Here is a 25,359-nt window from a genome sequence, read left to right as displayed (position 1 = left end):
CTCTCGACGGTCTCAGTTCACAGCGGACGTCGCTTCGACATGACGCGGTAAGGTCACCCGGATACGGGTGCCGCGTTGGCTTTGTACATCAGCCGGGCTGTCGATGGTGATTTGTCCATAATGCTCTTCAACGATGGAATAGACCAGTGCAAGGCCCAGACCGGTGCCTTCGCCAGGATCCTTGGTGGTGAAGAAGGGTTCGAACAATCTGTCCATGATGTTCTTCGGAATACCGCTGCCTTCGTCTTCGACGATCAGATCGACCGTGTGTTCGCCGGCTTCGCTCTTGACCCGTACCGCACTGTGCGGCGGTGAGGCGTCGCGGGCGTTGGAGAGCAGATTGATCAGTACCTGGGCAAGTCGCTGCGGATCGCCCTCGACCCAATGATCAGGATCGCAGAGGTTGTAGAACTGCACTTCGAAATTGCGTCGGTTCAGCGCCAGCAGACCAATCGCATCCTGCGCCACTTCGGCCAGGCAAACGGGCTCGTCACTGTGCTGGTGGCTGCCGGCGTGGGCGAAGCTCATCAGCGACTGGACAATGCGCGAGACGCGTTTGGTCTGTTCGAGAATCTGTCCGCTGATTTCCGTCAGCTCGCCGTCGTCTTCACGTTCTTCGCGCAGGTTTTGCGCAAGACAAGCGATGCCGGTGATCGGGTTGCCGATTTCGTGAGCCACACCCGCCGCGAGACGACCAATGCTGGCCAGACGCTCGGAGTGCACCAATTTGTCTTCGAGCATCTGCGTTTCGGTCAAATCTTCGACCAGTAGCACCAGGCCGCTGTTACCCGGTGCCAACGGTTCGTCGATTGCCGCTTTGTGCAGGTTCAACCAGCGGGTTTGGCCATCGAGGGCCAAATGCTGTTTGTGCAAATGCTCGTCCGGCAGATCGATGAAACCTTGCAGCAGGCCTTTCCATGGCTCGCCGATGGTACTCAGGCGCGAACCGACCACGCGCTGTGCGGCGATTCCGGTGAGTTCTTCCATGGCCTTGTTCCACATCAGGATCTCTTGATCCTTGGCCAGCGAGCAGACGCCCATCGGCAGTTCTTGCAAGGTTTGGCGGTGGTAACGACGCAGGGCATCGAGTTCGGCGGCCAGGCCTGTGAGGCGCGAGTGGTAATCCTCGAGGCGGCTTTCGATGAAGTGGATGTCTTCGGTCACGTAGTTTTCGCCGCCGGCCTTGTACGGCAGGAAGGTTTCCACCATGTCCTGGGCCACGCTCGGGCCCATCAGGCCGGAGAGGTTGGCTTCGATGCGGTCACGCAAACGGCGCAAGGCGTACGGACGGCGTTCGTCGAACGGCAGATAAAGATCGCGCAGGGCCTGCTCGACTTCTTTCTGCGCAGCCTTGGCGCCCAACGGTTTCGCCAGTTGTGTGGCGAATTCCTGTGGCGAAGCGGCATGCAGCTCACGCCGCTGCGGGCGACGAACGTTATCCACAGCGCAGGCTTCGGCAGCGCTGGCCTCTTCGGGACTGGCGTTGGTGAACAGCGAGATCAGGGTGAACATCAACACGTTGGCAGCGAGCGAAGCGATGGCCGCCATGTGCCAACTGGTGTCGTCGAGCACGTAAATCATGTTCAGCAGCGGGATGTAGAAACCCTGCAGATTGCCGACCAGCGGCAGCAGCATGGTCACTACCCAGACCAGAATCCCCGCCAGCAGACCGGCGATAAAGCCGCGACGGTTGGCGGTCGGCCAGTACAACACCGACAACACCCCAGGCAGGAATTGCAGGGTTGCGACAAACGCGACGATGCCGAGGTTGGCCAGATCCTGCTCGGCGCCAAGCATCAGGTAGAAACCGAAACCGGCCATGATGATCGCGACGATCAGCGCGCGGCGGGTCCACTTCAGCCAACGGTAGATGTTGCCTTCGGCCGGCGGCTGGTAGAGCGGCAAAACCAAGTGGTTCAGCGCCATGCCCGACAGCGCCAGCGTGGTGACGATGATCAGCCCGCTGGCCGCCGATAAACCGCCGACATAGGCGAGCAACGCCAGCGGTTTGCTGTTGGCGGCGATGCCGATGCCGAGGGTGAAGTATTCCGGGTTGGTTGTGGCGCCGAGTTTGAGGCCGGCCCAGAGAATCAGCGGCACCGCCAGGCTCATCAGCAGCAGGAACAGCGGCAGGCCCCAGCTCGCACTGACCAGCGAGCGCGGATTGAGGTTTTCGGTAAAGGTCATGTGATACATGTGCGGCATCACGATCGCCGAGGCAAAGAACACCAGCAACAACGTGCGCCACGGGCCTTCCTGCAACGGCGTGTGCAGAGCGGCGAGGGCGGTCTGGTTTTGCAGCAGCCACAGTTCCAGCTGTTGCGGGCCATCGAACACGCCGTACAGCGCATACAGACCGACGCCGCCGAGAGCGATCAGTTTGATCACCGACTCGAAGGCAATCGCAAACACCAGTCCTTCGTGCTTCTCACGAGTGGCGATATGCCGGGAGCCGAAGAAAATCGTGAACAGGATGATCAGCGCACAGAACGCCAGCGCCACGCGACTCTGGATCGGCTCGCCGGTCAGAATGCCGATGGAGTCGGCCACCGCCTGAATCTGCAACGCCAGCAGCGGCAGCACACCGATCAGCATGAAAATCGTGGTCAGCGCGCCGGCCCAGGTGCTGCGAAAGCGAAACGCGAACAGATCGGCCAGCGACGATAATTGATAAGTGCGGGTGATCTTCAGAATCGGATAGAGCAACACCGGCGCCAGCAGAAATGCGCCGGACACGCCGAGGTAACTGGACAGAAAGCCGTAGCCGTACTGATAGGCGAGGCCGACCGTGCCGTAGAACGCCCACGCACTGGCGTAAACCCCCAGCGACAAGGTGTAGGTCAGCGGGTGGCGAATGATCGCCCGCGGGATCATGCCCCGTTCGCTGATCCAGGCGACGCCGAACAGCACCGCCAGGTACGCGGCGCTGATCAGGATCATCTGGGTCAGGCTAAAGCTCATCGGCATCTTTTTGGCTCTGCAGGATGAAGGTCACGACAATCAGGATCAGCCAGAGCAGATAGGGGCGATACCAGGCGCCCGTAGCGTCGATCCACCAATCCATGATGGCGGGGGAAAACAGGTAGATCCCCACGACTAAAAGCAGGACCAAGCGATAGATGTACATCCCGGCCTCTCTTTTTTATGCGCGTGCCCGAAAACGTGCGGCGATGGTAACGGATGGGCGCACGACTGCAAGTGTCGTCATAGCAGTTGCGCTTCGGGCAGGGTCAGTGTGCGCGGGATCTTCGTGGCATCCCAGTGTGTGCTGCCCCACTTGAGTAATTCTTGCGGTGAGGCGTGGGCCAGTTCGGCGCCAGGGTTTTGCCCCAGAGCACGCAGGGCGCGCAGCAACAACGGTGTCGCTTGATCGGCTTGCAGCGGCGGCGAGCGATAGGACTTGCCGAGTTTGTTGCCGTCCGGTTGGGTAATCAGCGGCAGGTGCAGATAGCGCGGCTGGCGCAACCCCAGCAACTCTTGCAGATAGAGTTGGCGCGGCGTCGAGTCGAGCAGGTCGGCACCACGCACGATGTCGGTGATACCTTGCCAGGCATCGTCGAGCACCACCGCCAGTTGATAGGCGTAGAGACCGTCACGGCGACGGATCACGAAATCGCCGACGTCGCGACCCAGATGCTGGCGGTATTCGCCTTGCACGCGGTCGATAAAGTGGTATTCCAGTTCGGGTACGCGCAGGCGGATAGCGGCGTCTTGCTGATCGTGGCCGGCATTGCGGCACAGGCCCGGATAAATCCCGTTATACGCTTCGAGCTGTTTGCGCGAGCACGTGCAGGCGTAGGCCAAGCCGTGATTGAACAGGCTGTTGAGCACGTCCGCGTAGGCGTCGTGGCGATCGCTCTGGCGCACCATGTCGCCATCCCACTCGAAGCCGTAACTTTCCAGCGCCTTGAGAATCGCCGCTTGTGCGCCGGGTTCTTCGCGGGGTGGGTCGAGATCTTCCATGCGCACCAGCCAGCGACCGCCGACCGAGCGAGCGTCGAGGTAAGAGGCGAGGGCGGCAACCAGCGAACCGAAGTGCAAGTGGCCACTGGGGGTTGGGGCGAAGCGGCCGATGTAGGCGGGGGATGTTTTGGCAGTCATGGAGACGAAGCTACTTTTCAGGCTATACGCAGGTCAACCTGTGGGAGTGAGCCTGCTCGCGATAGCGGTGTGACATTCAACACCGATATTGACCGACCCACCGCTATCGCGAGCAGGCTCACTCCTACAAAAGGCAAAAGGCAAAAGGCAGAAACAAAAACGGAGCGTTCGCACGCTCCGTTTTTCGTTCAGGTCGAGGTTACTTGCCGACCTGCTTTTCCTTGATCTCAGCCAGGTTCTTGCAGTCGACGCACATGTCGGCGGTAGGACGGGCTTCAAGGCGCTTGACGCCGATCTCGATGCCGCACGAATCGCACCAGCCGTATTCGCCGTCTTCGATCAGTTGCAGTGTCTTGTCGATCTTCTTGATCAGCTTGCGCTCGCGATCACGGGCGCGCAGTTCAAGGGCGAACTCTTCTTCCTGACTGGCACGGTCGGCCGGGTCGGGAAAGTTGGCCGCTTCGTCCTTCATGTGATCAACAGTTCGGTCGACTTCCTGCATCAAGTCCAGTTTCCACTTGGTCAGGATCTTGGTGAAGTGCGCGCGCATGGGTTTGCCCATGTACTCTTCGTCTTTGGCCTGAACGTAAGGTTCGAAGCCACTGATCGCCGTTTGCTGCTGTTGCTTTGCTTGGGTGGGCATGAAATGGACCGCCTCTACTCTTGTAATCCATTGCGCAGGATTGCTCCATCACCGACACCTGCCGGCCCTGCGGCTGCAAGCGGGCGAACTTACCAGATCAATTCGGCCTGCGCTACTCCCGGATGTCGAGGCCCCGGCGGGTGGCGCTTGCAAATGTTTGGCAAGCCGTGTCTGGTGGTGCTGAAGACCTGTTCAATCACTGATTTTAGTCAATCCTGGAGCGTACGCTCATATCGTTACAGTCCAGCGTTCTTGAGGCTGTGACCGCTGCGGGTTCTCGCTCGTTCCGGCAGATGGGTAGAATCGTCTCTTTTTCCCTGCCGAAGGAAAACCAATGGCTCAGCCCTACAGTGCGCGCAGTCGTGCGATCGAACCGTTCCATGTGATGGCGCTGCTGGCGCGGGCCAATGAATTACAGGCTGAAGGCCACGACGTGATCCACCTGGAAATCGGCGAGCCGGACTTCACTACTGCCGAGCCGATCATCCGTGCCGGGCAGGCCGCTTTAACGGCGGGCAAGACCCGTTACACCGCTGCGCGCGGCATTCCTGAATTGCGCGAGGCGATTTCCGGTTTTTATCAATCGCACTACGGCTTGAACATCGATCCACGGCGGATTCTGATCACGCCGGGTGGTTCCGGTGCGCTGTTGCTGGCCAGCGCTTTGCTGGTCGATCCAGGTAAACACTGGCTGCTGGCGGATCCGGGTTATCCGTGTAACCGGCATTTTCTGCGCCTGGTGGAAGGTGCGGCGCAGCTTGTTCCTGTAGGGCCGGACGTGCGCTATCAGTTGACTCCGGATCTGGTCGAGCGTCATTGGGATCACGACAGCGTCGGTGCATTGGTTGCTTCGCCAGCCAATCCGACCGGCACCATCCTGACCCGCGATGAACTGGCCGGGTTATCCACCGCCATCAAGGCCAGGCACGGACATCTGGTGGTGGACGAGATCTACCACGGTTTGACTTACGGCACCGATGCCGCCAGCGTACTGGAAGTCGACGACAGCGCTTTTGTATTGAACAGTTTCTCCAAATATTTCGGCATGACCGGCTGGCGTCTCGGCTGGCTGGTGGCGCCGGACGCTGCCGTCAGCGAGCTGGAAAAACTGGCGCAGAACCTCTACATCAGCGCGCCGAGCATGGCGCAGTATGCGGCGTTGGCCTGTTTCGAGCCGGACACCATCGCCATTCTGGAAGAGCGCCGCACCGAATTTGGTCGCCGCCGTGATTTCCTCCTGCCAGCGTTGCGCGAGTTGGGTTTCAACATCGCCGTGGAGCCGGAAGGCGCGTTCTATCTTTACGCCGATATCAGCCAGTTCGGCGGCGATGCCTTCGCGTTCTGCCGTCATTTCCTTGAAACCGAACATGTAGCGTTCACCCCGGGTCTGGATTTCGGTCGCTATCAGGCCAGCCACCATGTGCGTTTTGCCTACACGCAAAACCTCCCTCGCCTACAGGAAGCAGTGGAGCGTATTGCCCGTGGCTTGAAGAGCTGGCAAGGCTGATGCGCTTTTATCCTGCTCTGGAAGAGGCGCGACTGATCCGCCGTTACAAGCGTTTTCTCGCCGATATCGAAACCGTTGACGGCGAGTTGCTGACCATTCACTGCCCGAACACTGGTTCGATGCTCAACTGTCAGGTCGAAGGCGGGCAGGTCTGGTTCAGCCGCTCAAATGACCCGAAACGTAAATTACCGGGCACTTGGGAAATTGGTGAAACCCCGCAGGGTCGGTTGTTTTGCGTGAATACCGCACGGGCCAACGGTTTGGTCGAGGAGGCGCTGCAGGCCGGCGTCATCAGCGAGTTGAACGGCTTTACCGCATTGAAACGTGAAGTCGCGTACGGGCAGGAAAAGAGCCGAATCGACTTCCGCCTCGAATACCCGAGCGGCCCGGCTTATGTTGAAGTGAAAAGCGTCACCCTCGGTTTCGACGGCACTGCCGTGGCGGCGTTTCCCGATGCGGTGACCCAGCGCGGCGCCAAGCATTTGCGTGAATTGGCGCATCTGGCGCGGGACGGAATTCGGGCAGTGCAGTTGTATTGCGTCAATCTGACCGGGATTGACGCGGTGCGACCGGCGAGGGAAATCGATTCGGCCTACGCCGATGCGCTTCTCGAAGCGGTGGCTTGTGGCGTTGAGGTGCTGGCGTATGGCGTGCGGCTGGACCATGAAGAGATGGTCATCGACCGGCGTCTCGAGGTGCTGCTTAACGGTTAAACATCGATCCACAGCCCTTGCGCGTCTTCCCGGCAAGGAATGGCGGTGAGTGCTTGCCCGGCGCAGGGGCCGGCGACGCATTCACCGTCCTCGATCAGAAACAGTGCGCCGTGGGTGGCGCACTGGATCAGGCTGTTGCTCGGGTCGAGAAACCGGTCGGGTTGCCATTCCAGACCCACGCCCCGGTGCGGGCAGCGATTGAGGTAGACATAGGCCTTACCATTGCGACGCACGGCAAACAGCTTTTTTCCGTCGATCTCGAAACCACGACTTTTCGCTTCGGCCAGATCGGCGCCCGCGCAGAGAAACTTCATGGCTATCCTCTAGTGTCCGCTCGTGTCTGGATATGTCCGAGCTTGACGTTTAAATGCAAACAATTATCAAATGGCGGCCTTCACCCGCAGGCATCTGGCAGATGTCGAGGATACTTGGCCTGCCATCCGGATGCCCGGGAAAAAACCTTATTCAAGGAAGCTGTGTATGCGCCTGAGTACCCGCGTTGCCGTGCTGTGTGTCGGACTTTTGGTCAGCCACCAGGCTGCAGCGGCCGATTTGCCGCAACGTTGGGTCAGTGCTGGCGGTGCGCTGTCGGAGTGGGTGAGTGCGTTGGGGGGCGAGTCGAAACTGGTCGGTGTCGACACCACCAGCCAGCATCCGGAGTCGTTGAAGGCGCTACCGAGTATTGGTTATCAGCGCAGTCTGTCCGCTGAGGGCATTCTCAGTTTGCGCCCAGATATCCTGATCGGCACCGAAGAAATGGGCCCGCCACCGGTACTGTCGCAGGTAAAAGCGGCCAGGGTTCAGGTGGCGTTGTTTTCGGCTCAGCCAGATCTGCCAACGCTGGAGAAAAACGTTACTCATTTGGCCCAATTGCTCGGCGCACAGGCTCAGGCCGCGCAACTGCTGCAAAGTTATCAACAGCAACTCGATGCGCAGAAGGCTCGGGTTACTGAAGTGCAGACTAAACAAAAAGCGCCGGGTGTGCTGCTGTTGCTTGGACATGCCGGTGGCAAGCCATTGATTGCTGGCAAGGACACCGCCGCCGACTGGTTGCTGCAACAGGCGGGCGGACATAACCTGGCCACGCACACGGGTTACAAGCCGTTTTCCGTGGAATCCCTCGCCAGTCTCGATCCTGAAGTGCTGGTGTTCGCCGACCGTGCATTGACCGGTGAGGCGGCGAAAGCGGCGCTGTTCAAGGAAAACCCTATTCTCAATTCAAGTCGCGCCGCGAAGACCGGGCGTGTGCTGGAGCTGGATCCGACCCTGCTGGTCGGTGGGCTCGGGCCGCGTTTGCCGGCAGCGCTGAAAACCCTGACTGACGGTTTCTACCCGGCCAAGAGCGGCCAATGACCACACTGGTAAAACCCCGTGGCTTGTTCATTGGCCTGACGCTCCTGTGTTTATTGGCGATCTGGCTATCGTTGGCACTCGGGCCCGTCAGTCTGCCGTTGTTCGACACTTTGCGTGCTGCGCTACGCATGCTTGGTGTGCCGTTGGCACCGGACGGACTGGAGCAGGCTGAACTGATCCTTGGGCAGATTCGTCTGCCGCGAACGCTGCTGGGACTGGCAGTGGGCGGTGTGCTGGCGTTGTCCGGCGTGGCGATGCAGGGCTTGTTTCGTAATCCGCTGGCCGATCCGGGACTGGTCGGTGTTTCCAGCGGCGCGGCATTGGGTGCAGCGATTGCGATTGTCGGCGGTGCTTTTTTTGGCGGCCTGCCGGAATGGTTCGGGCCGTATCTGCTGTCGGTCTGCGCGTTTCTCGGCGGCCTCGGCGTGACGGCGCTGGTGTATCGACTGGGTCGCCGTAATGGCCAGACCAACGTCGCGACCATGTTGCTGGCGGGCATCGCACTGACGGCGCTGGCCGGTTCGGCGGTGGGGCTGTTCACTTATCTGGCGGATGACGCGACCTTGCGCACGCTGACGTTCTGGAATCTCGGCAGTCTCAACGGCGCTAGTTACGCGCGGCTGTGGCCATTGCTGATCATCAGCGCCGGCGTGGCGTTGTGGTTGCCACGTCGCGCCAAAGCGCTGAATGCCTTGCTGCTCGGGGAATCCGAGGCTGGTCATTTGGGCATTGATGTCGAGCGGCTCAAGCGTGAATTGGTGTTTTGCACGGCGCTGGGGGTTGGCGCAGCAGTGGCGGCAGCCGGGATGATCGGTTTTGTCGGGCTGGTGGTGCCGCATCTGGTGCGCTTGCTGGCGGGACCGGATCACAAAGTGTTGCTGCCGGCCTCAGTGCTGGCGGGGGCGAGCCTGTTGCTGTTGGCTGATCTGGTCGCGCGGCTGGCGCTGGCGCCGGCAGAGTTGCCGATCGGCATCGTCACCGCGTTTATCGGTGCGCCGTTCTTTCTCTATTTGCTGCTGCGAGGGCGTGCCTGATGTTGCGTGCGCAGAATCTGCACATCCTTCGGGGTCGCAAGGCTGTGCTCAGCGATGTCTCGTTGCAGGTCGAACCGGGTGAAGTGCTCGGTGTGCTTGGGCCGAACGGTGCTGGCAAAAGTACGTTACTCGGTGCCTTGTGCGGTGAGCTGGCAGCGAGCGCGGGCGGGGTTTCGCTCGACGGGCAAGCGTTGAGCCACTGGACTGGCCCGCAGCGCGCGCAACGACTGGCGGTGTTGCCTCAGGTGTCGACCCTGGATTTTGCTTTTCGCGTTGAGGAAGTGGTCGGCATGGGCCGCTTGCCTTGGCAAAGCGGGCGGGTGCGGGATGCCGAAATCATCGCACAGGCATTGACGGCAGCTGATGCCGGGCACTTGAGTGGTCGCAGTTATCTGGCGCTGTCCGGGGGCGAGCGTCAGCGTGTGCATCTGGCGCGGGTGCTCGCGCAGCTTTGGCCGGGGCAGGCCGGGCAGACACTGTTGCTGGATGAGCCGACTTCGATGCTTGATCCGCTGCATCAACATACGACACTGCAGGCCGTACGCGAGTTCGCCGATCGTGGCGCGGCGGTGTTGGTGATCCTGCATGATCTGAATCTGGCGGCGCGTTATTGTGATCGCATTCTGCTGCTGGAGGGTGGGCGTCCAGTGGCGCTGGATACACTGCAGCAGGTTTTGCGTCCGGACACGCTTCAGGCCGTATTCGGTCTCGAAGTGTTGGTGCAGCCGCACCCGGAGCGCGGGCATCCGCTGATCATCGCCCGCTGACAGGATCCTTGAGGTGATGGCATGCGTGGGTTGTGGTTGTTGGCGGTGATGTTACTTGCGGGGTGTCAGCATGTTGCGGCGCCACCGCCGATCAGTGGCGAGATTCGCGACCTGCGCAACGGTCAGGTGCTGACGGCACAGCAGTTGCTGACGCGTCTTGTCGAGTCTGAACGGCTGATTATCGGTGAACAGCATGACAACGCCGATCATCACGCCGCGCAATTGTGGCTGTTGCGCTCGCTCGGTGAGCAGCGGCCGCAGGGCAGCCTGTTACTGGAAATGCTCACGCCGGATCAGCAGCCTCGCATTGATCAAGTGCGCCAGGCTGCAACGCCGCCCGCGGACTTCCCAGCCGCATTGGCCTGGAAGGACGGCTGGGACTGGAATCTCTATGGACCCATTGTCCGCTTCGCGCTGACTCAGCCGTATCCACTGCTGGCGGCGGATTTGAACAGCGCTGAAATCCGGACCTTCTATCGTGATCCGCCTGTGCTTAACGGGGAGAGCAGCAATACAGCATCCGTGAAAGCTGTTTTGCTGGAACAGATCAGCGATTCCCATTGTGGCCTGCTGCCCGAATCACAGATGCCGGCGATGCTCGCCGTTCAGCAACAACGTGATCGGCGTATGGCCGAGCGTCTGCTGGCGGCTCCTTCACCTTCAGTCCTGCTGGCCGGTGCGTGGCATGCGCGCAAGGACGTCGGCGTGCCGTTGCATGTTGTTGATCTGGGCGCCGCCCAGGCACCCACCGTGTTGCTGTTGGCGGAGCATGGCTCCGAGGTAACGGCTGCGATGGCCGATTACGTTTGGTACACGCCGGCCACGCCAAAACAGGATTACTGCGAGCAGATGCGTAAACAGTTCGGCAAATGACTTTTCCACAGGCAAAAAAAGACCCGGTAAAAACCGGGTCAAATAACCGTGATTAGCCTGATGAGGAGATAATCTGAGAGTCCGAACCAAGGGCTTTTCAGAATATCGACTGATCTCGCGACCAGTTGTGATAATCATAGCGATTCTCATTACCGAGTCAACAACTGTTTTTCCGTTTCTTTGAAATCGTCCGGAAAATGGTCGGTACGCCCCGCAAACAAAGACTTTTAGCGTTGACCTTCAGTCGGTGTCATTTGCGTGATCTGCCGATTCAACTGGCCGATCCGCCGTGCCATGCTCTCGATCAGGCTGTGGGCGATCTTTGGATTGGTGCGGGTCATGCTCAAAAAATGATCACCGGGAATCAGCATCACCGTGCTCGGTTCTCGTGCTATCACCGTGGCATTGCGTGGCTCGCCGGTAAACACGGCCATGGCACCGAAAATCTCGTCTTTGGCCACATCTCCCACCTTATGCCCGTCGACAAACGCTTCGGCATGCCCGTCGATGATCACGAACACGTGATCAGCCGCGTCCCCTTGGTTAATCAGGATTTCACCCGCCTCGACCCGTTTGAAGCCATTGGTGCTGCGAAACTCACGCGGTTTCAGTTCCGCGACGGCATGGGCGAGGATCGCCATCTGCCCCAGCAGATACTCTAGAAACTGGTCTGTCCGATGAGCGTCGGCATACACATGCTGGAAAACCTCACGGCGCCAATAGGGCGTCAAGCGCAACGCCCCGTCACTGCACAAACGGCAATCAGCCCAGTCCTCACCTTGCTGAAGGCCGATCAAATCGCCGTCCTGCCAATAAAACAGCGGACGGGCGCCGATACAGCCGTTGATCATCCCTTCATTCAGCATGAATAGCTGATCGGCGGGTAACTGCGTCAGCAAATCGTCCGCCGCCTCCAGTTCCAGCATCGGCCCGCAAGGCGCCAAATCGCGCAGCCACAGTGCGGGCAAGCTCTGCAAACGGTTGATCAAGGCATCGGCGCAGGCCGATTGTTCCCCCAGTAAATACATGACGGTCAATGCCCGTTCAGTTCTTGTGGCGCGAGGAAATGGCTTCGAGTTGCTTGTTGAGGGCGTCCTTGCGTTCAGCGGGGATGTCGTTCCAGTGCACATCCATCAGCGCGCCTTCGATCGCATACAGCAACACCTTCGATGCGCGAAACCCGCGGGTACGCACGGCCCGGTAGGCGTCCACCGCGCCCAGGCGACGCAAGTCCGAGGCGCTGTGGATGCCCACGGCATGCAGCCATTGCGCCGACGTCTTGCCAAGATTCTTCAGGTGTTGCAGTTCATCATTCATCAAGCCTCCTTGCGACGGCCGAATGGTGCGTGGGCGAGCTTCTCAGGAGTGTAGCCATCAGTAGGAAAAGCGTGATTGTTTGGTCGGATTCAACGCAAACGCTTCTAAGAAAGGGCGCTTGAAAGGCCTGCGAACGCAGAAAGAAGGGGAAAAAACACATATCAATGTAGGAGTGAGCCTGCTCGCGATAGCGGACTGGCAGGCACACATGTGTTGAATGTTAGACCGCTATCGCGAGCAGGCTCACTCCTACAGGGTGGGCGTCGTGTCAGAGGGGAGGCAACTATCAGCGGGTGCGATAGCGCAGGCGCGTGCCGAAATTCATCGACATCAGAATCTCGTCAGCGCTCAGTTCCGGCGGGAAGTAAGCCCCGGAAATCTGCGCGTGAGCCAGGCTCGCGCCTTCCAGCGACGCATTGCGGAAATCGATGCCTCGCAGATCGGCAGAACGGAAATACGCGTCCCTGAAATCCACGCCATCGGCATTCAGTTCACGCAAATCAAGACCACGGAAATCGCCGCCGACCATGTCGATCGGGCCATCTTGTGGGCGCTCTTTGTTGAAACCTGTGATGTCGTCTTTGTGCAGCAAGGCATATAGCGGGGTGTCGAGAAGTTTCGGCTGGCTCATGTCATATCACCGTTGGTTTTATGACGCCAGTATAGTGCCACTATTTGACGGCCGTGAAGCAAGCGAGGGCTTCACGGCCGAAATAGTTTCTTACAGGCCTGGCAGGCGCTGACGAATCTGCGCGACCACGGTGTCCAGCGTGCCGGACTCATTGGTCTGTACGCGTTTGCTGCGCAGGATTTCTTCCGGCGTCAGCGCTTCGCGATTGGCCTGCTGCGCTTCGATCACCGCCAGGGTGGCGTCGGACGGATCCTTTTGGTCGGCCTGACGGATCGCCAGCCAGCTTTCGATCACCGCTTGTGGCGCGTTGCAATCGAGGATAAGGAATGGCGTGCCGGTGGCTTCGGCGATCTTTGCCGCGTTGTCGCGTTGTTCGCGTTTGAGGTAAGTCGCGTCAATGACCACCGGGAAACCAGCGTGCAGGATCACTTCAGCGATTTCATGCAGACGCGCGTAAGTGGCGGCGCTGGCGTCGGCACTATAGATACCGGCCTGCACGTCGTTGGCAACGGTTTGCTCACCGAACAGACGCTTGCGCTCGACATCGGAACGCAGGCGAATTGCGCCCAGCGCTTCGACCAGACGCATGGCCACGTGGCTCTTGCCGACAGCGGAAACGCCGTGGGTAATCGCCATGAAGCGCGAAGGAATGGTGCTGTAGCTTTCGGCCAGGTTGGCGTAGTTGCGGTACTGGCGCAGGGTGGTGGCGCGCTGCACCGGGGTCGCGTCCGCCGGCATGCTGAACAGGGCAACCTTGGCGCGCACCAGTGCACGGTAGGCTTTATAGAAGTTCAGCACTTCCAGGCCCTGATAGTCGCCAGTCAGTTCCAGATACTGGCTGATGAAGCGGCGCGCCAGGGATTTCAGACCACGGTCTTCCAGGTCCATCGCGAGGAAACCGGTGTCGGCCCAGACGTCAGTGAAGCGGAACGGTTCGTTGAACTCGATGCAGTCGAAGATCACCACTTTGCCGTCGATGACCGTGGCGTTGCCCAAGTGGATATCGCCGTGGCATTCACGGGTGAAACCCTCGGTCTTGCGCTGAGCGAACAGTGGCTTGAGACGTTCGAAGCTGCTTTCGGCCCAGGCTTTCAGTGCATCGAGTTGCAGCAGATCGTTTTTGTCGCTGAGAAACGGCAGGATCTGTTCGAAGTTTTGCGAGACCGGCGCCATCACGCTGTCCGGGGTGCCGGCGTCGTGTTCGGCCGGGACCTTTGGCGCGGTGAGGTGGAAGCGTGCGATCTGCTCTGCCATCTCGTCGATGTGCCGAGTCGTCAGCTCACCGTTGGCTTGCAAGGTGCTGAGCAAACCGCTCTGCGGGAATTGACGCATTTTCAGTACGTATTCGATGGCCGGACCGTCGCCGCCCAGTTGCGGTGCTTCAAGGCTGCCGGTGACTGGCAACACTTCCAGATACAAATCATCGGTCAGGCGCTGGTTCAAACGCAGCTCTTCCGCACAGAAATGCGCGCGCGATTCGAGGCCAGTGAAGTCGAGGAAGCCGAAATTAACCGGCTTCTTCATTTTATAAGCGAAGGGACCGGTGAGGATCACCCACGAGATATGGGTTTCGATGACCTGAAACCCTTCGACAGGGTGCGGGTAGAGGGCCGGGTTTTGCAGGGCAGCGATCAGAGACTGGCTCACGGGCGATCCTTCAGAGACTGGGGGAAATTCGAGGCCGCCATTATGGCCGCTCGCCAGCCCGACGCAAACCTCGGAGCGCTCCTGTTGAGGATGAATAAAGTGCGTATAATCCGCCGCCATGACTCGAACTCGATCCCCCCGTACCAAGAAAAAACCACCCTCCAAGGGCCTTAGCCCATGGTTGAGCTGGGCCATTAAACTCAGTCTGGTCGGCCTTGTCGTGCTGGCTGGCTTCGCCGTTTACCTCGATGCCGTGGTGCAGGAGAAGTTCTCCGGCAAGCGCTGGACCATCCCGGCCAAGGTTTACGCGCGGCCGCTCGAGCTGTTCGTCGGACAAAAGCTCAGCAAGGACGACTTCCTTACCGAACTCGATGCCCTCGGTTATCGCCGCGAAGCCGTGAGCAATGGTCCCGGCGCGGCAGCCGTTAGCGGCAACACCGTCGATCTGAATACCCGTGGCTTCCAGTTCTATGAAGGCTTGGAGAAACCGCAGCCGGTGCGCGTGCGTTTCTCTGGCGATTATGTGGCTGAGCTGTCGGCGACCAACGGATCGAAATTGTCTGTGGTGCGCCTCGAACCGCTGATGATCGGCGGTATTTATCCGAAGAATCTTGAAGACCGCATTCTGATCAAGCTCGATCAAGTGCCGCCGTATCTGCTCGAAACTCTGATCGCTGTCGAAGATCGCGACTTCTATAGCCACTGGGGCGTGTCGCCGAAGTCGATTGCCCGGGCTATCTGGGTCAACACCTCGGGCGGCAAGATGACGCAGGGCGGCAGTACGCTGACCCAGCAGTTGGTGAAAAACTTCTACCTGACCAATGAACGCAGCCTGACCCGCAAGCTCACCGAAGCGATGATGGCGATGCTGCTGGAGCTGCATTACGACAAAAAGGAAATCCTTGAGGCCTACCTCAACGAAGTCTTCGTCGGGCAGGATGGTCAGCGCGCGGTGCACGGCTTCGGTCTGGCCAGCCAGTTCTTCTTTGGCCAGCCATTGTCCGAGCTGAAGCTACATCAGGTGGCGATGCTGGTCGGCATGGTCAAAGGTCCGTCCTACTACAACCCGCGTCGCAATCCTGAGCGCGCGCTGGAGCGGCGTAACCTGGTGCTCGACGTGCTTGAGCAGCAAGGCGTGGCGACGGCCGAACAGGTTGAAGCGGCGAAGAAAATGCCGCTGGGCGTGACTACTCGCGGCAAGCTCGCCGACAGCTCGTTCCCGGGCTTTATCGATCTGGTCAAACGCCAGTTGCGTGAAGACTATCGCGACGAAGACTTGACCGAAGAAGGTCTGCGCATCTTCACCAGCTTCGACCCGATCCTGCAGATGAAAGCCGAGGCCTCGGTAAACGACACCTTTAAACGTCTGTCCGGGCGCAAGGGCTCCGACGATGTCGAAGCGGCGATGGTCGTGACCAATCCGGAAACCGGCGAGGTCCAGGCAATGATCGGCAGTCGTCAGGCCAGTTATGCCGGTTTCAACCGCGCACTGGATGCCGTGCGACCGATCGGCTCGTTGATCAAGCCTGCGGTTTATCTGACTGCGCTGGAAAAGCCGAGCCAGTACACCCTGACCAGTTGGCTGTCTGATGATCCGTTGTCGGTCAAAGGCGCGAACGGTCAGGTGTGGAAACCGCAGAACTACGACCGTCGCTCCCACGGCACCGTGTTCCTCTATCAAGGCCTGGCGCATTCCTACAACCTGTCGACCTCGCGTCTGGGCCTGGAAGTGGGCGTACCTAACGTACTCAAGACCTTGGGTCGTCTGGGCGTAACGCGTGAGTTCCCGGCATTCCCGTCGATGTTGCTTGGCGCCGGTGGCATGACCCCGATCGAAGTCGCGACCATGTACCAGACGCTGGCCAACGGTGGTTTCAATACGCCGATGCGCGGCATTCGCAGTGTGCTGACCGCCGAGGGCGAACCGCTCAAGCGTTATCCGTTCCAGATCGAGCAGCGTTTCGATCCGGCGTCCATCTATCTGATCCAGAACGCCATGCAGCGCGTGATGCGTGAAGGTACCGGCAGCTCGGTTTATAACGTGTTGCCCAAGACCCTGACGCTGGCGGGCAAGACCGGTACCAGTAACGATTCCCGGGACAGCTGGTTCGCCGGTTTCAGTCAGGATCTGCTGGCGGTGGTCTGGTTGGGGCGCGATGACAACGGCAAGACGCCGTTCACCGGGGCCACCGGTGCGTTGCAGGTCTGGACCAGTTTCATGCGCAAGGCCGATCCGCTACCGCTGGACATGCCGCAGCCGGACAATGTCGTACAGGCTTGGGTCGATTCGCGTACCGGGCAGGGTTCCGATGCCAACTGTCCGGGGGCGGTGCAGATGCCGTATATTCGCGGCAGCGAACCGCCACCCGGCGCCGCGTGTGCGGGCGAAACGCCTGCCTCCGGCGAGTCGGTGATGGATTGGGTCAAGGGCTGGATGAATTAAGCAAAGAGGGTTTCAAGTGAACAAGTGGTTGATTCCAGCGGTGACCGCCGTGGCTTTGCTCAGCGGCTGCTCTACCGTACAGCGTGGTTCGATTCCAGTGGTTGACTCCGGTACTGCGGTGTCCAACAGCGAACGTATTTCGGCCAATGGCGGCTTCCGTCAAACGACGGTGAAGCGTCCAGCACAGGGCCAGACCCAGGCGATTCCGCAAGGTGACACTGGCGTGGTGGTGATGGTGCCGGGTGGCGGCGCGACGACTTCTGCGCCGATCAGCTCCTCGCCAATCGTGCCGGGTCCGGCGTCCGGTGGTATCACGCCTGGGCCGTACAACCCATCAGCAGTTGAATCGGCGCCGATCAACTCGGGCACTTACAACATGCCTTCGACGCCGAGCGGAATTCCTTCGGCCAGCAGTGGCGGTGGACTTTCCGCCGACGAGCAACTGGATGGTCCGGTGCTCGCCTTGCTGACCACAGCGCAGCAGCAACAGGCCGGCGGCGACCTCAACGGTGCGTCCTCCAGCCTGGAGCGTGCTCAGCGAGTTGCCCCGCGTGAGCCGCAAGTGCTTTATCGCTTGGCGCAAGTGCGCATGGCCCAAGGTGATGCGCCGCAAGCCGAGCAGTTCGCCCGTCGTGCGCTGACCATGGCCAACGGTCGTCCGGACCTGCAGGCCAACCTGTGGGAAGTCATCGCTCAGTCCCGTGAGAAACAAGGCGATTCAGCGGGCGCCGCTCAGGCCCGTCAGAAGGCCAAGGTTTCGCTGTGATGGATGCCCGTTTCCCGAAAATCGCCGATCAGCTGTTGCTGATCGAGCGTGAACTGCGCACTCAAGGCTGGTGGGACGAGGTTCCGCCGTCGGCGGAAGCGTTGAGCAGTGTCGAGCCGTTTTCGGTCGATACGCTGGATTTCGAGCAGTGGCTGCAATGGATCTTCCTGCCGAAGATGAAATACATCCTTGAGGAGGATCTGCCATTGCCGAATGCCTCGGGGATTCAGGAAATGGCTGAAATGGTCTTCGCCCAGCGCAACCTGGGTGGCAAGGATCGGCAGCTTCAGGTGCTGCTTAAAGAGTTTGACCTGCTGATCACTGCCTCGCGCTAATACCGATTCTGTGTAGGAGCTGCCGAAGGCTGCGATCTATTGATCTTTAAAGTCAAAAGATCGCAGCCTCATTTCACTCGACAGCTCCTACAGTCCTGCAGATGCCTATTGGCAATTCTCGGCTATCTGTTTCTGAGCCTCGACAATGCGTTCCTGACGCTGCGCATCATCCAGCCGTCGCATCTGTCCCTCCACCTCTTCCCTCAAACGCGGATTGTTCTGCAATTGCGCAAGGTTCGTGCGTGCTTGCTCGCAAAACTGTTTGAGCTGCGCCTGTTGGTCGGCCACCTGTTTCTTCACCCTGTCATCAATCGCCTTCTGATCGCCCAATACACCGCTGCCCGGCATTGCCGCCGGTTTCGGTGGGGGCGAGGAGGGCGTCTGCAAGGTTGTCGACTGCTGACCCGGTGGCGGCTGCGCATCGAAGTGCGTGACCCCCTGGGCATCGACCCATTTGTAGATTTGAGCGGCCATGCACCATGGGCTGAGGCCGATCAGCAGAGTAAGGAGGAGCGTTCGCATGCTGATTCCTTGGCAAAATTGCGCAATTGACACTAACAGAGTAGCGGTTTTCAGGTTTTTTCTTGCGTTCTCATGTGCTTACCCACAATTAACCACACAGACGACTTGACTTGGAGAGGGCGAAACAGAAGAATCCAAAGTCCGCTGTAGAGGGACTGCCAGAAGCAGACCCACTCGGTAGATCATGAGGCGCACATCCGCGCCGACCTGTTACACCCGCAACGCGTTACCTCGCGCTGGGTGGGAAAGGCCCGCAACACTTGGGACGATCCCAATACTTGCTCAGTCAGTGCTGACGTAGTCGGCGACCACCGTCGCTCATGCTCTGCCGAGAAGTAAACCTATTAAGACCCGCCCCTTTTTTGTGGACGGTATTCTGGCGTTTTAGAGGTGAACAACGTGGAGCTTTTATCTGGCGGTGAGATGCTCGTCCGCTTCTTGCGTGACGAAGGCGTCAAATATATCTACGGGTACCCGGGTGGTGCTCTCCTGCATGTTTACGATGCCCTGTTCAAAGAACCGGAAGTGACTCACATTCTGGTTCGTCACGAACAAGCGGCAACCCATATGGCTGACGGTTATGCCCGTGCCACCGGTAAAGCCGGCGTGGTATTGGTGACGTCCGGTCCTGGCGCCACAAACGCCATTACCGGTATCGCGACCGCCTATATGGACTCGATTCCAATGGTGATCATTTCCGGTCAGGTGCCAAGCACCATGGTCGGCACCGACGCGTTCCAGGAAACCGACATGATCGGTATCTCCCGGCCGATCGTGAAGCACAGCTTCATGATCAAGCACGCCTCGGAAATCCCGGAAGTCATGAAGAAGGCCTTCTACCTGGCGCAATCCGGTCGTCCGGGGCCGGTCGTGGTCGATATCCCGAAAGACATGACCAACCCGGCCGAGAAGTTCGAATACATCTTCCCGAAGAAAGCCAAGCTGCGTTCCTACAGCCCGGCCGTTCGTGGTCACTCCGGGCAAATCCGCAAGGCAGCAGAAATGCTCCTGGCGGCCAAGCGTCCGGTCATGTACTCCGGTGGCGGCGTAATTCTCGGCAACGGTTCCGCACCGCTGACCGAACTGGCGAAAATGCTCAACCTGCCAGTGACCAACACCTTGATGGGCCTGGGTGGTTTCCCGGGGACTGATCGTCAGTTCATCGGCATGCTCGGCATGCACGGCAGTTACACCGCCAACCTGGCGATGCACCATGCTGACGTGATCCTGGCTGTCGGCGCACGCTTCGACGATCGCGTGATCAATGGCGCAGCGAAGTTCTGCCCGAACGCCAAGATCATTCACATCGACATCGACCCGGCTTCGATTTCCAAGACCATCAAGGCCGACGTGCCAATTGTTGGTCCGGTTGAGAGTGTTCTGACCGAAATGGTCGCGATTCTCAAGGAAATCGGCGAGACCCCGAACAAGGAGTCCGTGGCCAGTTGGTGGAAGCAGGTGGATGAATGGCGCGGTGATCGCGGCCTGTTCCCTTATGAAAAGGGCGACGGCAGCCTGATCAAGCCGCAGACCGTGATCGAAACCCTCTGCGAAGTGACCAAAGGCGATGCCTTCATCACTTCCGACGTGGGTCAGCACCAGATGTTCGCTGCGCAGTACTACACGTTCAACAAGCCGAATCGCTGGATCAACTCCGGTGGTCTGGGCACCATGGGCTTCGGTTTTCCGGCGGCCATGGGCATCAAGTTGAGCTTCCCGGATGACGACGTTGCCTGCGTCACCGGTGAAGGCAGTATCCAGATGAACATCCAGGAACTGTCGACCTGCCTGCAGTATGGCTTGCCAGTGAAAATCGTCATCCTCAACAACGGTGTTCTGGGGATGGTTCGTCAGTGGCAGGACATGAGCTACGGCAGCCGCCACTCACACTCCTACATGGAATCGCTGCCTGACTTCGTCAAGCTGGCTGAAGCCTACGGCCACGTTGGCGTACGCATCACCGAATCGAAAGATTTGAAGTCGAAGATGGCAGAAGCGTTCGCCATGAAGGATCGCCTGGTCGTGATCGATATTTCGGTCGACACCAGCGAGCACGTCTATCCGATGCAGATCAAAGACGGCTCGATGCGCGATATGTGGCTGAGCAAGACGGAGCGTACTTAATCATGCGGCACATTATTTCCTTGCTTCTGGAAAACGAACCCGGCGCTTTGTCTCGCGTAGTCGGCCTGTTCTCGCAGCGCAACTACAACATCGAAAGCCTGACCGTGGCCCCGACCGAAGATCCGACCCTGTCGCGTCTGACGCTGACCACTGTGGGCCACGATGAAGTCATCGAGCAGATCACCAAAAACCTGAACAAGCTGATCGAAGTGGTCAAGCTGGTGGACCTGTCGGAAAGCGCTCACATCGAGCGCGAACTGATGCTGGTCAAGGTCAAGGCCACTGGCGCCCAGCGCGCCGAGATCAAACGCACCACCGATATTTACCGTGGACAGATCGTCGACGTCAGCGCCAGCGTGTATACCGTTCAATTGACCGGTACCAGCGACAAGCTCGACAGCTTCATTCAGTCCATCGGCACCGCATCGATTCTGGAAACCGTCCGTAGCGGCGTGACCGGCATTGCCCGCGGCGACAAAGTACTCAGCATCTAAACCAAATTAGCGAATGGCCTGAACGGCCTGGATATAAAGGGGAAATTCATGAAAGTTTTCTACGATAAAGACTGCGACCTGTCGATCATCCAGGGCAAGAAAGTTGCCATCATCGGTTACGGTTCCCAGGGCCACGCCCAAGCGTGCAACCTGAAAGACTCCGGTGTCGACGTTACCGTTGGTCTGCGTAAAGGTTCGGCCACTGTTGCCAAAGCTGAAGCTCACGGCCTGAAAGTGACCGACGTTGCTTCCGCTGTTGCTGCCGCCGACCTGGTCATGATCCTGACCCCGGACGAGTTCCAGTCCTCGCTGTACAAAAACGAAATCGAGCCGAACATCAAGAAAGGCGCCACCCTGGCCTTCTCCCACGGCTTCGCGATCCACTACAACCAGGTTGTTCCGCGTGCCGACCTCGACGTGATCATGATCGCGCCGAAAGCTCCGGGTCACACCGTACGTTCCGAGTTCGTGAAGGGCGGCGGTATCCCTGACCTGATCGCTATCTACCAGGACGCCTCGGGCAACGCCAAAAACGTTGCGCTGTCCTACGCCGCTGGCGTTGGTGGCGGTCGTACCGGCATCATCGAAACCACCTTTAAGGACGAGACCGAAACCGACCTGTTCGGCGAACAAGCCGTTCTGTGCGGCGGTACCGTTGAACTGGTAAAAGCCGGTTTCGAAACCCTGGTTGAAGCTGGCTACGCGCCGGAAATGGCCTACTTCGAGTGCCTGCACGAACTGAAGCTGATCGTTGACCTCATGTACGAAGGCGGTATCGCCAACATGAACTACTCGATCTCCAACAACGCTGAGTACGGCGAGTACGTGACCGGTCCGGAAGTGATCAACGCCGAATCCCGTCAGGCCATGCGCAACGCCCTGAAACGTATTCAGGACGGCGAATACGCCAAAATGTTCATCAGCGAAGGCGCAACCGGCTACCCTTCGATGACCGCCAAGCGTCGTAACAACGCCGCTCACGGTATCGAAGTCATCGGCGAGCAACTGCGCTCCATGATGCCGTGGATCGGTGCCAACAAGATCGTCGACAAAGCCAAAAACTAAGTCGTTGTCCCTTGTATGAAAAAACGCGGCCTCGGCCGCGTTTTTTCGTTTGAGGCGGTGGTTCTGGTATAAAGCTGCAGCGTTTGTGGCCGAACTGTCGTCCTCAAGCATCTGTCGAATTTTCTTCAAACCGTTGCAAGGTAATGTCCATGAGCGAACGTCCCGAAGAGCCGAACAAGGCTTCTGACGCCGAAAGCCTGTTGCCCATCGATGAACACATCGAAGAAGGGCACGACGCAGAAGGTCGTAAAGTCCGGCATCGTGGTATCTATCTGCTGCCGAACCTGTTCACCACTGCAAACCTGTTCGCAGGGTTTTACTCCATCATCAACTCGATGAGCGCCCAGGCTGCGTTGAGTGCCGGTGATTCGGCGAACGCTAGCAAGTATTTCGCGTTCGCCGCGATCGCGATTTTCGTCGCCATGGTGCTCGACGGCCTCGACGGTCGTGTCGCGCGCATGACCAATACGCAAAGTGCCTTTGGCGCCGAGTACGACTCGCTGTCGGATATGGTCGCGTTCGGTGTTGCACCGGCGTTGCTGGCATTCGGTTGGGCGTTGGGCGACATGGGCAAGGTCGGCTGGATGGTTGCCTTCATCTATGTAGCAGGCGCGGCGTTGCGTCTGGCGCGTTTCAATACGCAGGTTGGCACGGCGGATAAACGTTACTTCATCGGTCTGGCCAGTCCGGCAGCGGCCGGTGTGGTGGCGGGGATTGTCTGGGCATTCAGTGATTACGGGATCCAGGGTTCGAAGATGTCGTTCCTGGTCGCGTTGATGGTGGCGGCTGCCGGCATGCTGATGGTCAGCAACATCAAGTACAACAGCTTTAAAGAGCTGGACTTGAAGGGGCGCGTACCGTTTGTGGCGATTCTTGCGGTAGTGCTGGTGTTTGCCGTGGTGTTTAGCGATCCACCGCGCATTCTGCTGTTGGTGTTCCTTGCCTACGCCGCTTCCGGCCCGGTGCAGTACTTATTGCATCTTCGTCGGCACAAAAAAGCCGAGTGATGTAATTTCCCGCATACTCCGCAGTCTATGGGTGCATCTGTCCTCCAAAGCTGCGGAGTTGCCATGTTGATCAAAGTCCCCAAAGCGTCCGACTGCCACGAGTCGGATGTCACGCCTGAAGCTATTTATCTTTCTCGCCGCCAATTATTGGGGGTCACTGCTGCCGGTATCGCCGTCAGCAGCCTGCCGCGCTGGGCCAATGCCGACGATGCGGCGCGGTATGCCGATGTCGAGCCGGGCAAGGCACCTGCATGGTTCACTGAGAAGCTGCCTTCTACTAAATGGGGAGCGGTCAACGTCAAGGATGAGGCGATCACGCCTTATAAAGACGCCACTCACTACAACAACTTTTATGAGTTCGGTACCGACAAGGGCGACCCGGCGGCGAATGCGGGCTCGCTGAAAACCGAACCATGGAGTGTGGTGGTCGACGGGGAGGTGGGTAAGCCAGGGCGCTATGCGCTGGAAGACTTCATGAAGCCGTACCAATTGGAAGAGCGCATCTATCGCTTGCGCTGTGTCGAGGCGTGGTCGATGGTCATTCCGTGGATCGGTTTTCCAATCTCGGCGCTGCTCAAGCAGGTCGAGCCAACGTCCAAGGCCAAATACATCCGTTTTGAAACCTTGCAGGATCCCAAGAGCATGCCTGGCCAGCGTTCAGGGTTTGCCCTGATCGATTGGCCTTATGTAGAAGGCTTGCGGTTGGATGAGGCGATGAATCCACTGGCGATTCTGGCGGTTGGTATGTATGGCCGCGAGTTACCGAATCAGAACGGTGCGCCTCTGCGCTTGGTGGTGCCATGGAAGTACGGCTTCAAGAGCGTTAAATCCATCGTCCGTATCAGCCTGGTCAGCGAGCAGCCGAAGACGACCTGGCAGAGTATCGCGGCAGATGAATACGGCTTCTATGCGAATGTGAACCCGACGGTTGATCACCCACGCTGGACCCAGGCGCGGGAGCGGCGACTGCCAAACAGTCTGTTCAAGCCAAATGTGCGGGATACGCAGATGTTCAACGGCTACTCGGATGAAGTCGCTTCTTTATACACAGGGCTCGATCTGCGGAAGAATTACTGATGCGATTCCCGTACTGGCGTATAGGCGTTTTCATTGCGGCGGCAGTCTGGCCGATGCTGTGGTTGTATCAGGCTCTCGGGGATTTGCTCGGGCCTGATCCTGGCAAAGTGCTGGTGGATCGGCTGGGCTTGGGGACGTTGGTGTTGTTGTTGATCACTCTGAGCATGACACCTATGCAGAAGCTCACCGGCTGGGCTGGGTGGATTGCAGTGCGCCGACAGCTGGGGCTCTGGTGTTTTGCCTATGTGGTTTTGCATCTGTGTAGTTATATGGCGTTTATTCTGGGTTTCGATTGGTCGCAGCTGACTGTCGAGTTGCGTAAGCGGCCCTACATAATAGTGGGGGCTTTGGGTTTTCTCGGATTGTTGGCGCTGGCGGTGACGTCAAATCGCTACAGTCAGCGTCGTTTGGGTTCGCGCTGGAAGAAGCTGCATCGTCTGGTCTATGTGATTCTTGGCCTGGGTTTGCTGCATATGCTGTGGATCGTGCGTGCTGATCTAGAGGAATGGGCGATCTATGCCTTTGTAGGCGCGATGCTTCTGGTGCTGCGTATTCCGCCAGTGATGCGTCGGATCCCGCGTTTGCTGGCTAAAAAGCAGGTTTTGCAAGAAAAGCGAAATTAACGGTTGACGGCGAATTTCAGATGTCTATAATTCGCCCCACTTCCGGCGCAGTCGAAACGGAAAACTCCTTGATATTCAATGAGTTATGTAGGTTTCGGCGGCAGGTTGCTTCAGTTCATCGAAGCCAGAAGGGAGTTGAAAAAGAGGTGTTGACAGCAGCGTGTAACGCTGTAGAATTCGCCTCCCGCTGACGAGAGATCGGAAGCGCAAGTGGTTGAAGTTGTTGAAGAATTCTTCGAAAACTTCTGAAAATAATCACTTGACAGCAAATGAGGCTGCTGTAGAATGCGCGCCTCGGTTGAGGCGAAAGATCTTAA

The 25,359-nt window shown here is 58.8% G+C and carries 25 protein-coding genes; 15 read left to right on the top strand and 10 right to left on the bottom strand.

Annotation, left to right across the window (positions count from 1 at the left end; translation table 11 throughout):
* Nucleotides 1–12: 12 nt before the first annotated feature.
* The 4 genes from CKW14_RS13150 to dksA all read right to left on the bottom strand — a co-directional run bounded on the left by CKW14_RS13150 (nt 13) and on the right by dksA (nt 4,744).
* Complete coding sequence (locus CKW14_RS13150) at nt 13–2,967, bottom strand: sensor histidine kinase (RefSeq protein ID WP_176471287.1); 2,955 nt, start codon at nt 2,965–2,967, stop codon at nt 13–15.
* On the bottom strand, nt 2,951–3,127 hold the full coding sequence (locus tag CKW14_RS13145; protein ID WP_003176118.1) for a hypothetical protein: 177 nt from the start codon (nt 3,125–3,127) through the stop codon (nt 2,951–2,953). The genes CKW14_RS13150 and CKW14_RS13145 overlap by 17 nt, the downstream gene beginning before the upstream one ends.
* Before the next feature lie 77 nt (nt 3,128–3,204).
* Nucleotides 3,205–4,101: a tRNA glutamyl-Q(34) synthetase GluQRS gene (gene gluQRS, locus CKW14_RS13140; RefSeq protein ID WP_095048665.1), complete on the bottom strand. Its 897-nt coding sequence runs from the start codon at nt 4,099–4,101 to the stop codon at nt 3,205–3,207.
* Nucleotides 4,102–4,300: 199 nt separating this feature from the next.
* Entirely contained in the window at nt 4,301–4,744 is a 444-nt protein-coding gene (gene dksA / locus CKW14_RS13135) for an RNA polymerase-binding protein DksA (RefSeq protein WP_007909922.1), read from the bottom strand.
* 334 nt (nt 4,745–5,078) lie between these two features.
* On the opposite strand from dksA, the gene CKW14_RS13130 reads away from it, so the two are divergent.
* Nucleotides 5,079–6,251, top strand: a complete 1,173-nt coding sequence (locus CKW14_RS13130; protein ID WP_095048664.1) for a pyridoxal phosphate-dependent aminotransferase — start codon at nt 5,079–5,081, stop codon at nt 6,249–6,251.
* Complete coding sequence (sfsA, locus tag CKW14_RS13125; RefSeq protein WP_095048663.1) at nt 6,251–6,964, top strand: DNA/RNA nuclease SfsA; 714 nt, start codon at nt 6,251–6,253, stop codon at nt 6,962–6,964. The genes CKW14_RS13130 and sfsA overlap by 1 nt, the downstream gene beginning before the upstream one ends.
* On the opposite strand, the gene CKW14_RS13120 is transcribed toward sfsA, so the two are convergent.
* On the bottom strand, nt 6,961–7,278 hold the full coding sequence (locus tag CKW14_RS13120; RefSeq protein WP_095125445.1) for a Rieske (2Fe-2S) protein: 318 nt from the start codon (nt 7,276–7,278) through the stop codon (nt 6,961–6,963). The genes sfsA and CKW14_RS13120 overlap by 4 nt on opposite strands.
* A 166-nt stretch (nt 7,279–7,444) precedes the next feature.
* Between CKW14_RS13120 and CKW14_RS13115 the strand changes: the two genes are divergently transcribed.
* The 4 genes from CKW14_RS13115 to CKW14_RS13100 are packed head-to-tail and all read left to right on the top strand — an operon-like array spanning nt 7,445 to nt 10,991.
* Complete coding sequence (locus CKW14_RS13115; protein WP_095048661.1) at nt 7,445–8,317, top strand: hemin ABC transporter substrate-binding protein; 873 nt, start codon at nt 7,445–7,447, stop codon at nt 8,315–8,317.
* Nucleotides 8,314–9,351, top strand: coding sequence for an iron ABC transporter permease (locus CKW14_RS13110; RefSeq protein WP_095048660.1), 1,038 nt, complete (start codon nt 8,314–8,316; stop codon nt 9,349–9,351). The genes CKW14_RS13115 and CKW14_RS13110 overlap by 4 nt, the downstream gene beginning before the upstream one ends.
* A complete protein-coding gene (locus CKW14_RS13105) occupies nt 9,351–10,118 on the top strand; it encodes a heme ABC transporter ATP-binding protein (protein WP_095125444.1) in 768 nt (255 codons plus the stop codon). The genes CKW14_RS13110 and CKW14_RS13105 overlap by 1 nt, the downstream gene beginning before the upstream one ends.
* Nucleotides 10,119–10,139: 21 nt before the next feature.
* Complete coding sequence (locus tag CKW14_RS13100) at nt 10,140–10,991, top strand: ChaN family lipoprotein (protein WP_095125443.1); 852 nt, start codon at nt 10,140–10,142, stop codon at nt 10,989–10,991.
* Between the two features lie 227 nt (nt 10,992–11,218).
* Here CKW14_RS13100 and CKW14_RS13095 read toward each other — a convergent pair whose 3' ends face one another.
* The 4 genes from CKW14_RS13095 to CKW14_RS13080 form a co-directional block, all read right to left on the bottom strand.
* Nucleotides 11,219–12,019, bottom strand: coding sequence for a Crp/Fnr family transcriptional regulator (locus tag CKW14_RS13095; protein ID WP_095125442.1), 801 nt, complete (start codon nt 12,017–12,019; stop codon nt 11,219–11,221).
* Nucleotides 12,020–12,035: 16 nt separating this feature from the next.
* Nucleotides 12,036–12,308, bottom strand: coding sequence for a TfoX/Sxy family protein (locus tag CKW14_RS13090; RefSeq protein ID WP_003228231.1), 273 nt, complete (start codon nt 12,306–12,308; stop codon nt 12,036–12,038).
* Between the two features lie 286 nt (nt 12,309–12,594).
* Nucleotides 12,595–12,939, bottom strand: a complete 345-nt coding sequence (locus CKW14_RS13085; protein ID WP_007909940.1) for a pentapeptide repeat-containing protein — start codon at nt 12,937–12,939, stop codon at nt 12,595–12,597.
* Between the two features lie 90 nt (nt 12,940–13,029).
* Nucleotides 13,030–14,586, bottom strand: a complete 1,557-nt coding sequence (locus CKW14_RS13080) for a bifunctional aminoglycoside phosphotransferase/ATP-binding protein (protein ID WP_095125441.1) — start codon at nt 14,584–14,586, stop codon at nt 13,030–13,032.
* A gap of 118 nt (nt 14,587–14,704) precedes the next feature.
* Between CKW14_RS13080 and mrcB the strand changes: the two genes are divergently transcribed.
* From mrcB to CKW14_RS13065, 3 genes are read left to right on the top strand one after another with little or no spacing between them, the layout of a single operon-like run.
* Entirely contained in the window at nt 14,705–17,029 is a 2,325-nt protein-coding gene (gene mrcB, locus CKW14_RS13075; RefSeq protein WP_095048655.1) for a penicillin-binding protein 1B, read from the top strand.
* Between the two features lie 16 nt (nt 17,030–17,045).
* Nucleotides 17,046–17,795 (top strand): hypothetical protein, encoded by a 750-nt coding sequence (locus CKW14_RS13070; protein WP_095048654.1) that lies wholly within the window; start codon nt 17,046–17,048, stop codon nt 17,793–17,795.
* Nucleotides 17,795–18,130 (top strand): YqcC family protein, encoded by a 336-nt coding sequence (locus CKW14_RS13065; RefSeq protein WP_095048653.1) that lies wholly within the window; start codon nt 17,795–17,797, stop codon nt 18,128–18,130. Before CKW14_RS13070 ends, CKW14_RS13065 begins: the two co-directional genes overlap by 1 nt.
* Before the next feature lie 105 nt (nt 18,131–18,235).
* Here CKW14_RS13065 and CKW14_RS13060 read toward each other — a convergent pair whose 3' ends face one another.
* Entirely contained in the window at nt 18,236–18,652 is a 417-nt protein-coding gene (locus tag CKW14_RS13060) for a DUF4124 domain-containing protein (protein ID WP_095048652.1), read from the bottom strand.
* Nucleotides 18,653–19,051: 399 nt separating this feature from the next.
* On the opposite strand from CKW14_RS13060, the gene CKW14_RS13055 reads away from it, so the two are divergent.
* From CKW14_RS13055 to msrQ, 6 genes are all read left to right on the top strand, one after another.
* Entirely contained in the window at nt 19,052–20,776 is a 1,725-nt protein-coding gene (locus CKW14_RS13055) for an acetolactate synthase 3 large subunit (protein WP_093434972.1), read from the top strand.
* A 2-nt stretch (nt 20,777–20,778) separates the two neighbouring features.
* A complete protein-coding gene (gene ilvN, locus CKW14_RS13050; protein WP_003176102.1) occupies nt 20,779–21,270 on the top strand; it encodes an acetolactate synthase small subunit in 492 nt (163 codons plus the stop codon).
* 48 nt (nt 21,271–21,318) lie between these two features.
* On the top strand, nt 21,319–22,335 hold the full coding sequence (gene ilvC / locus CKW14_RS13045; protein ID WP_007909969.1) for a ketol-acid reductoisomerase: 1,017 nt from the start codon (nt 21,319–21,321) through the stop codon (nt 22,333–22,335).
* A gap of 149 nt (nt 22,336–22,484) precedes the next feature.
* Entirely contained in the window at nt 22,485–23,342 is an 858-nt protein-coding gene (pssA, locus tag CKW14_RS13040; protein WP_016983477.1) for a CDP-diacylglycerol--serine O-phosphatidyltransferase, read from the top strand.
* A 63-nt stretch (nt 23,343–23,405) separates the two neighbouring features.
* Nucleotides 23,406–24,419, top strand: coding sequence for a protein-methionine-sulfoxide reductase catalytic subunit MsrP (gene msrP / locus CKW14_RS13035; RefSeq protein ID WP_095048651.1), 1,014 nt, complete (start codon nt 23,406–23,408; stop codon nt 24,417–24,419).
* On the top strand, nt 24,419–25,042 hold the full coding sequence (gene msrQ, locus CKW14_RS13030) for a protein-methionine-sulfoxide reductase heme-binding subunit MsrQ (RefSeq protein WP_095125440.1): 624 nt from the start codon (nt 24,419–24,421) through the stop codon (nt 25,040–25,042). Before msrP ends, msrQ begins: the two co-directional genes overlap by 1 nt.
* Nucleotides 25,043–25,359: the final 317 nt, after the last annotated feature.

Origin of the sequence: Pseudomonas sp. Irchel s3a12 (assembly GCF_900187485.1) — a bacterium.
GTDB lineage: Bacteria > Pseudomonadota > Gammaproteobacteria > Pseudomonadales > Pseudomonadaceae > Aquipseudomonas > Aquipseudomonas neuropathica.
Note: the sequence above shows the minus strand (reverse complement) of the source record. Positions and strands in the feature narration are given on the sequence as shown.

What these genes read in the sequence shown, in the direction of transcription:
- CKW14_RS13060 (WP_095048652.1), bottom strand. Translation starts at nt 18,652, where the DNA reads ATGCGAACGCTCCTCCTTACTCTGCTGATCGGCCTCAGCCCATGGTGC.
- CKW14_RS13130 (WP_095048664.1), top strand. Translation starts at nt 5,079, where the DNA reads ATGGCTCAGCCCTACAGTGCGCGCAGTCGTGCGATCGAACCGTTCCAT.
- ilvC (WP_007909969.1), top strand. Translation starts at nt 21,319, where the DNA reads ATGAAAGTTTTCTACGATAAAGACTGCGACCTGTCGATCATCCAGGGC.
- ilvN (WP_003176102.1), top strand. Translation starts at nt 20,779, where the DNA reads ATGCGGCACATTATTTCCTTGCTTCTGGAAAACGAACCCGGCGCTTTG.
- sfsA (WP_095048663.1), top strand. Translation starts at nt 6,251, where the DNA reads ATGCGCTTTTATCCTGCTCTGGAAGAGGCGCGACTGATCCGCCGTTAC.
- CKW14_RS13100 (WP_095125443.1), top strand. Translation starts at nt 10,140, where the DNA reads ATGCGTGGGTTGTGGTTGTTGGCGGTGATGTTACTTGCGGGGTGTCAG.
- CKW14_RS13120 (WP_095125445.1), bottom strand. Translation starts at nt 7,278, where the DNA reads ATGAAGTTTCTCTGCGCGGGCGCCGATCTGGCCGAAGCGAAAAGTCGT.
- CKW14_RS13150 (WP_176471287.1), bottom strand. Translation starts at nt 2,967, where the DNA reads ATGCCGATGAGCTTTAGCCTGACCCAGATGATCCTGATCAGCGCCGCG.
- CKW14_RS13085 (WP_007909940.1), bottom strand. Translation starts at nt 12,939, where the DNA reads ATGAGCCAGCCGAAACTTCTCGACACCCCGCTATATGCCTTGCTGCAC.
- CKW14_RS13115 (WP_095048661.1), top strand. Translation starts at nt 7,445, where the DNA reads ATGCGCCTGAGTACCCGCGTTGCCGTGCTGTGTGTCGGACTTTTGGTC.
- dksA (WP_007909922.1), bottom strand. Translation starts at nt 4,744, where the DNA reads ATGCCCACCCAAGCAAAGCAACAGCAGCAAACGGCGATCAGTGGCTTC.
- CKW14_RS13090 (WP_003228231.1), bottom strand. Translation starts at nt 12,308, where the DNA reads ATGAATGATGAACTGCAACACCTGAAGAATCTTGGCAAGACGTCGGCG.
- CKW14_RS13065 (WP_095048653.1), top strand. Translation starts at nt 17,795, where the DNA reads ATGGATGCCCGTTTCCCGAAAATCGCCGATCAGCTGTTGCTGATCGAG.
- CKW14_RS13095 (WP_095125442.1), bottom strand. Translation starts at nt 12,019, where the DNA reads ATGTATTTACTGGGGGAACAATCGGCCTGCGCCGATGCCTTGATCAAC.
- pssA (WP_016983477.1), top strand. Translation starts at nt 22,485, where the DNA reads ATGAGCGAACGTCCCGAAGAGCCGAACAAGGCTTCTGACGCCGAAAGC.
- gluQRS (WP_095048665.1), bottom strand. Translation starts at nt 4,101, where the DNA reads ATGACTGCCAAAACATCCCCCGCCTACATCGGCCGCTTCGCCCCAACC.
- msrP (WP_095048651.1), top strand. Translation starts at nt 23,406, where the DNA reads ATGTTGATCAAAGTCCCCAAAGCGTCCGACTGCCACGAGTCGGATGTC.
- CKW14_RS13105 (WP_095125444.1), top strand. Translation starts at nt 9,351, where the DNA reads ATGTTGCGTGCGCAGAATCTGCACATCCTTCGGGGTCGCAAGGCTGTG.
- CKW14_RS13110 (WP_095048660.1), top strand. Translation starts at nt 8,314, where the DNA reads ATGACCACACTGGTAAAACCCCGTGGCTTGTTCATTGGCCTGACGCTC.
- msrQ (WP_095125440.1), top strand. Translation starts at nt 24,419, where the DNA reads ATGCGATTCCCGTACTGGCGTATAGGCGTTTTCATTGCGGCGGCAGTC.
- mrcB (WP_095048655.1), top strand. Translation starts at nt 14,705, where the DNA reads ATGACTCGAACTCGATCCCCCCGTACCAAGAAAAAACCACCCTCCAAG.
- CKW14_RS13145 (WP_003176118.1), bottom strand. Translation starts at nt 3,127, where the DNA reads ATGTACATCTATCGCTTGGTCCTGCTTTTAGTCGTGGGGATCTACCTG.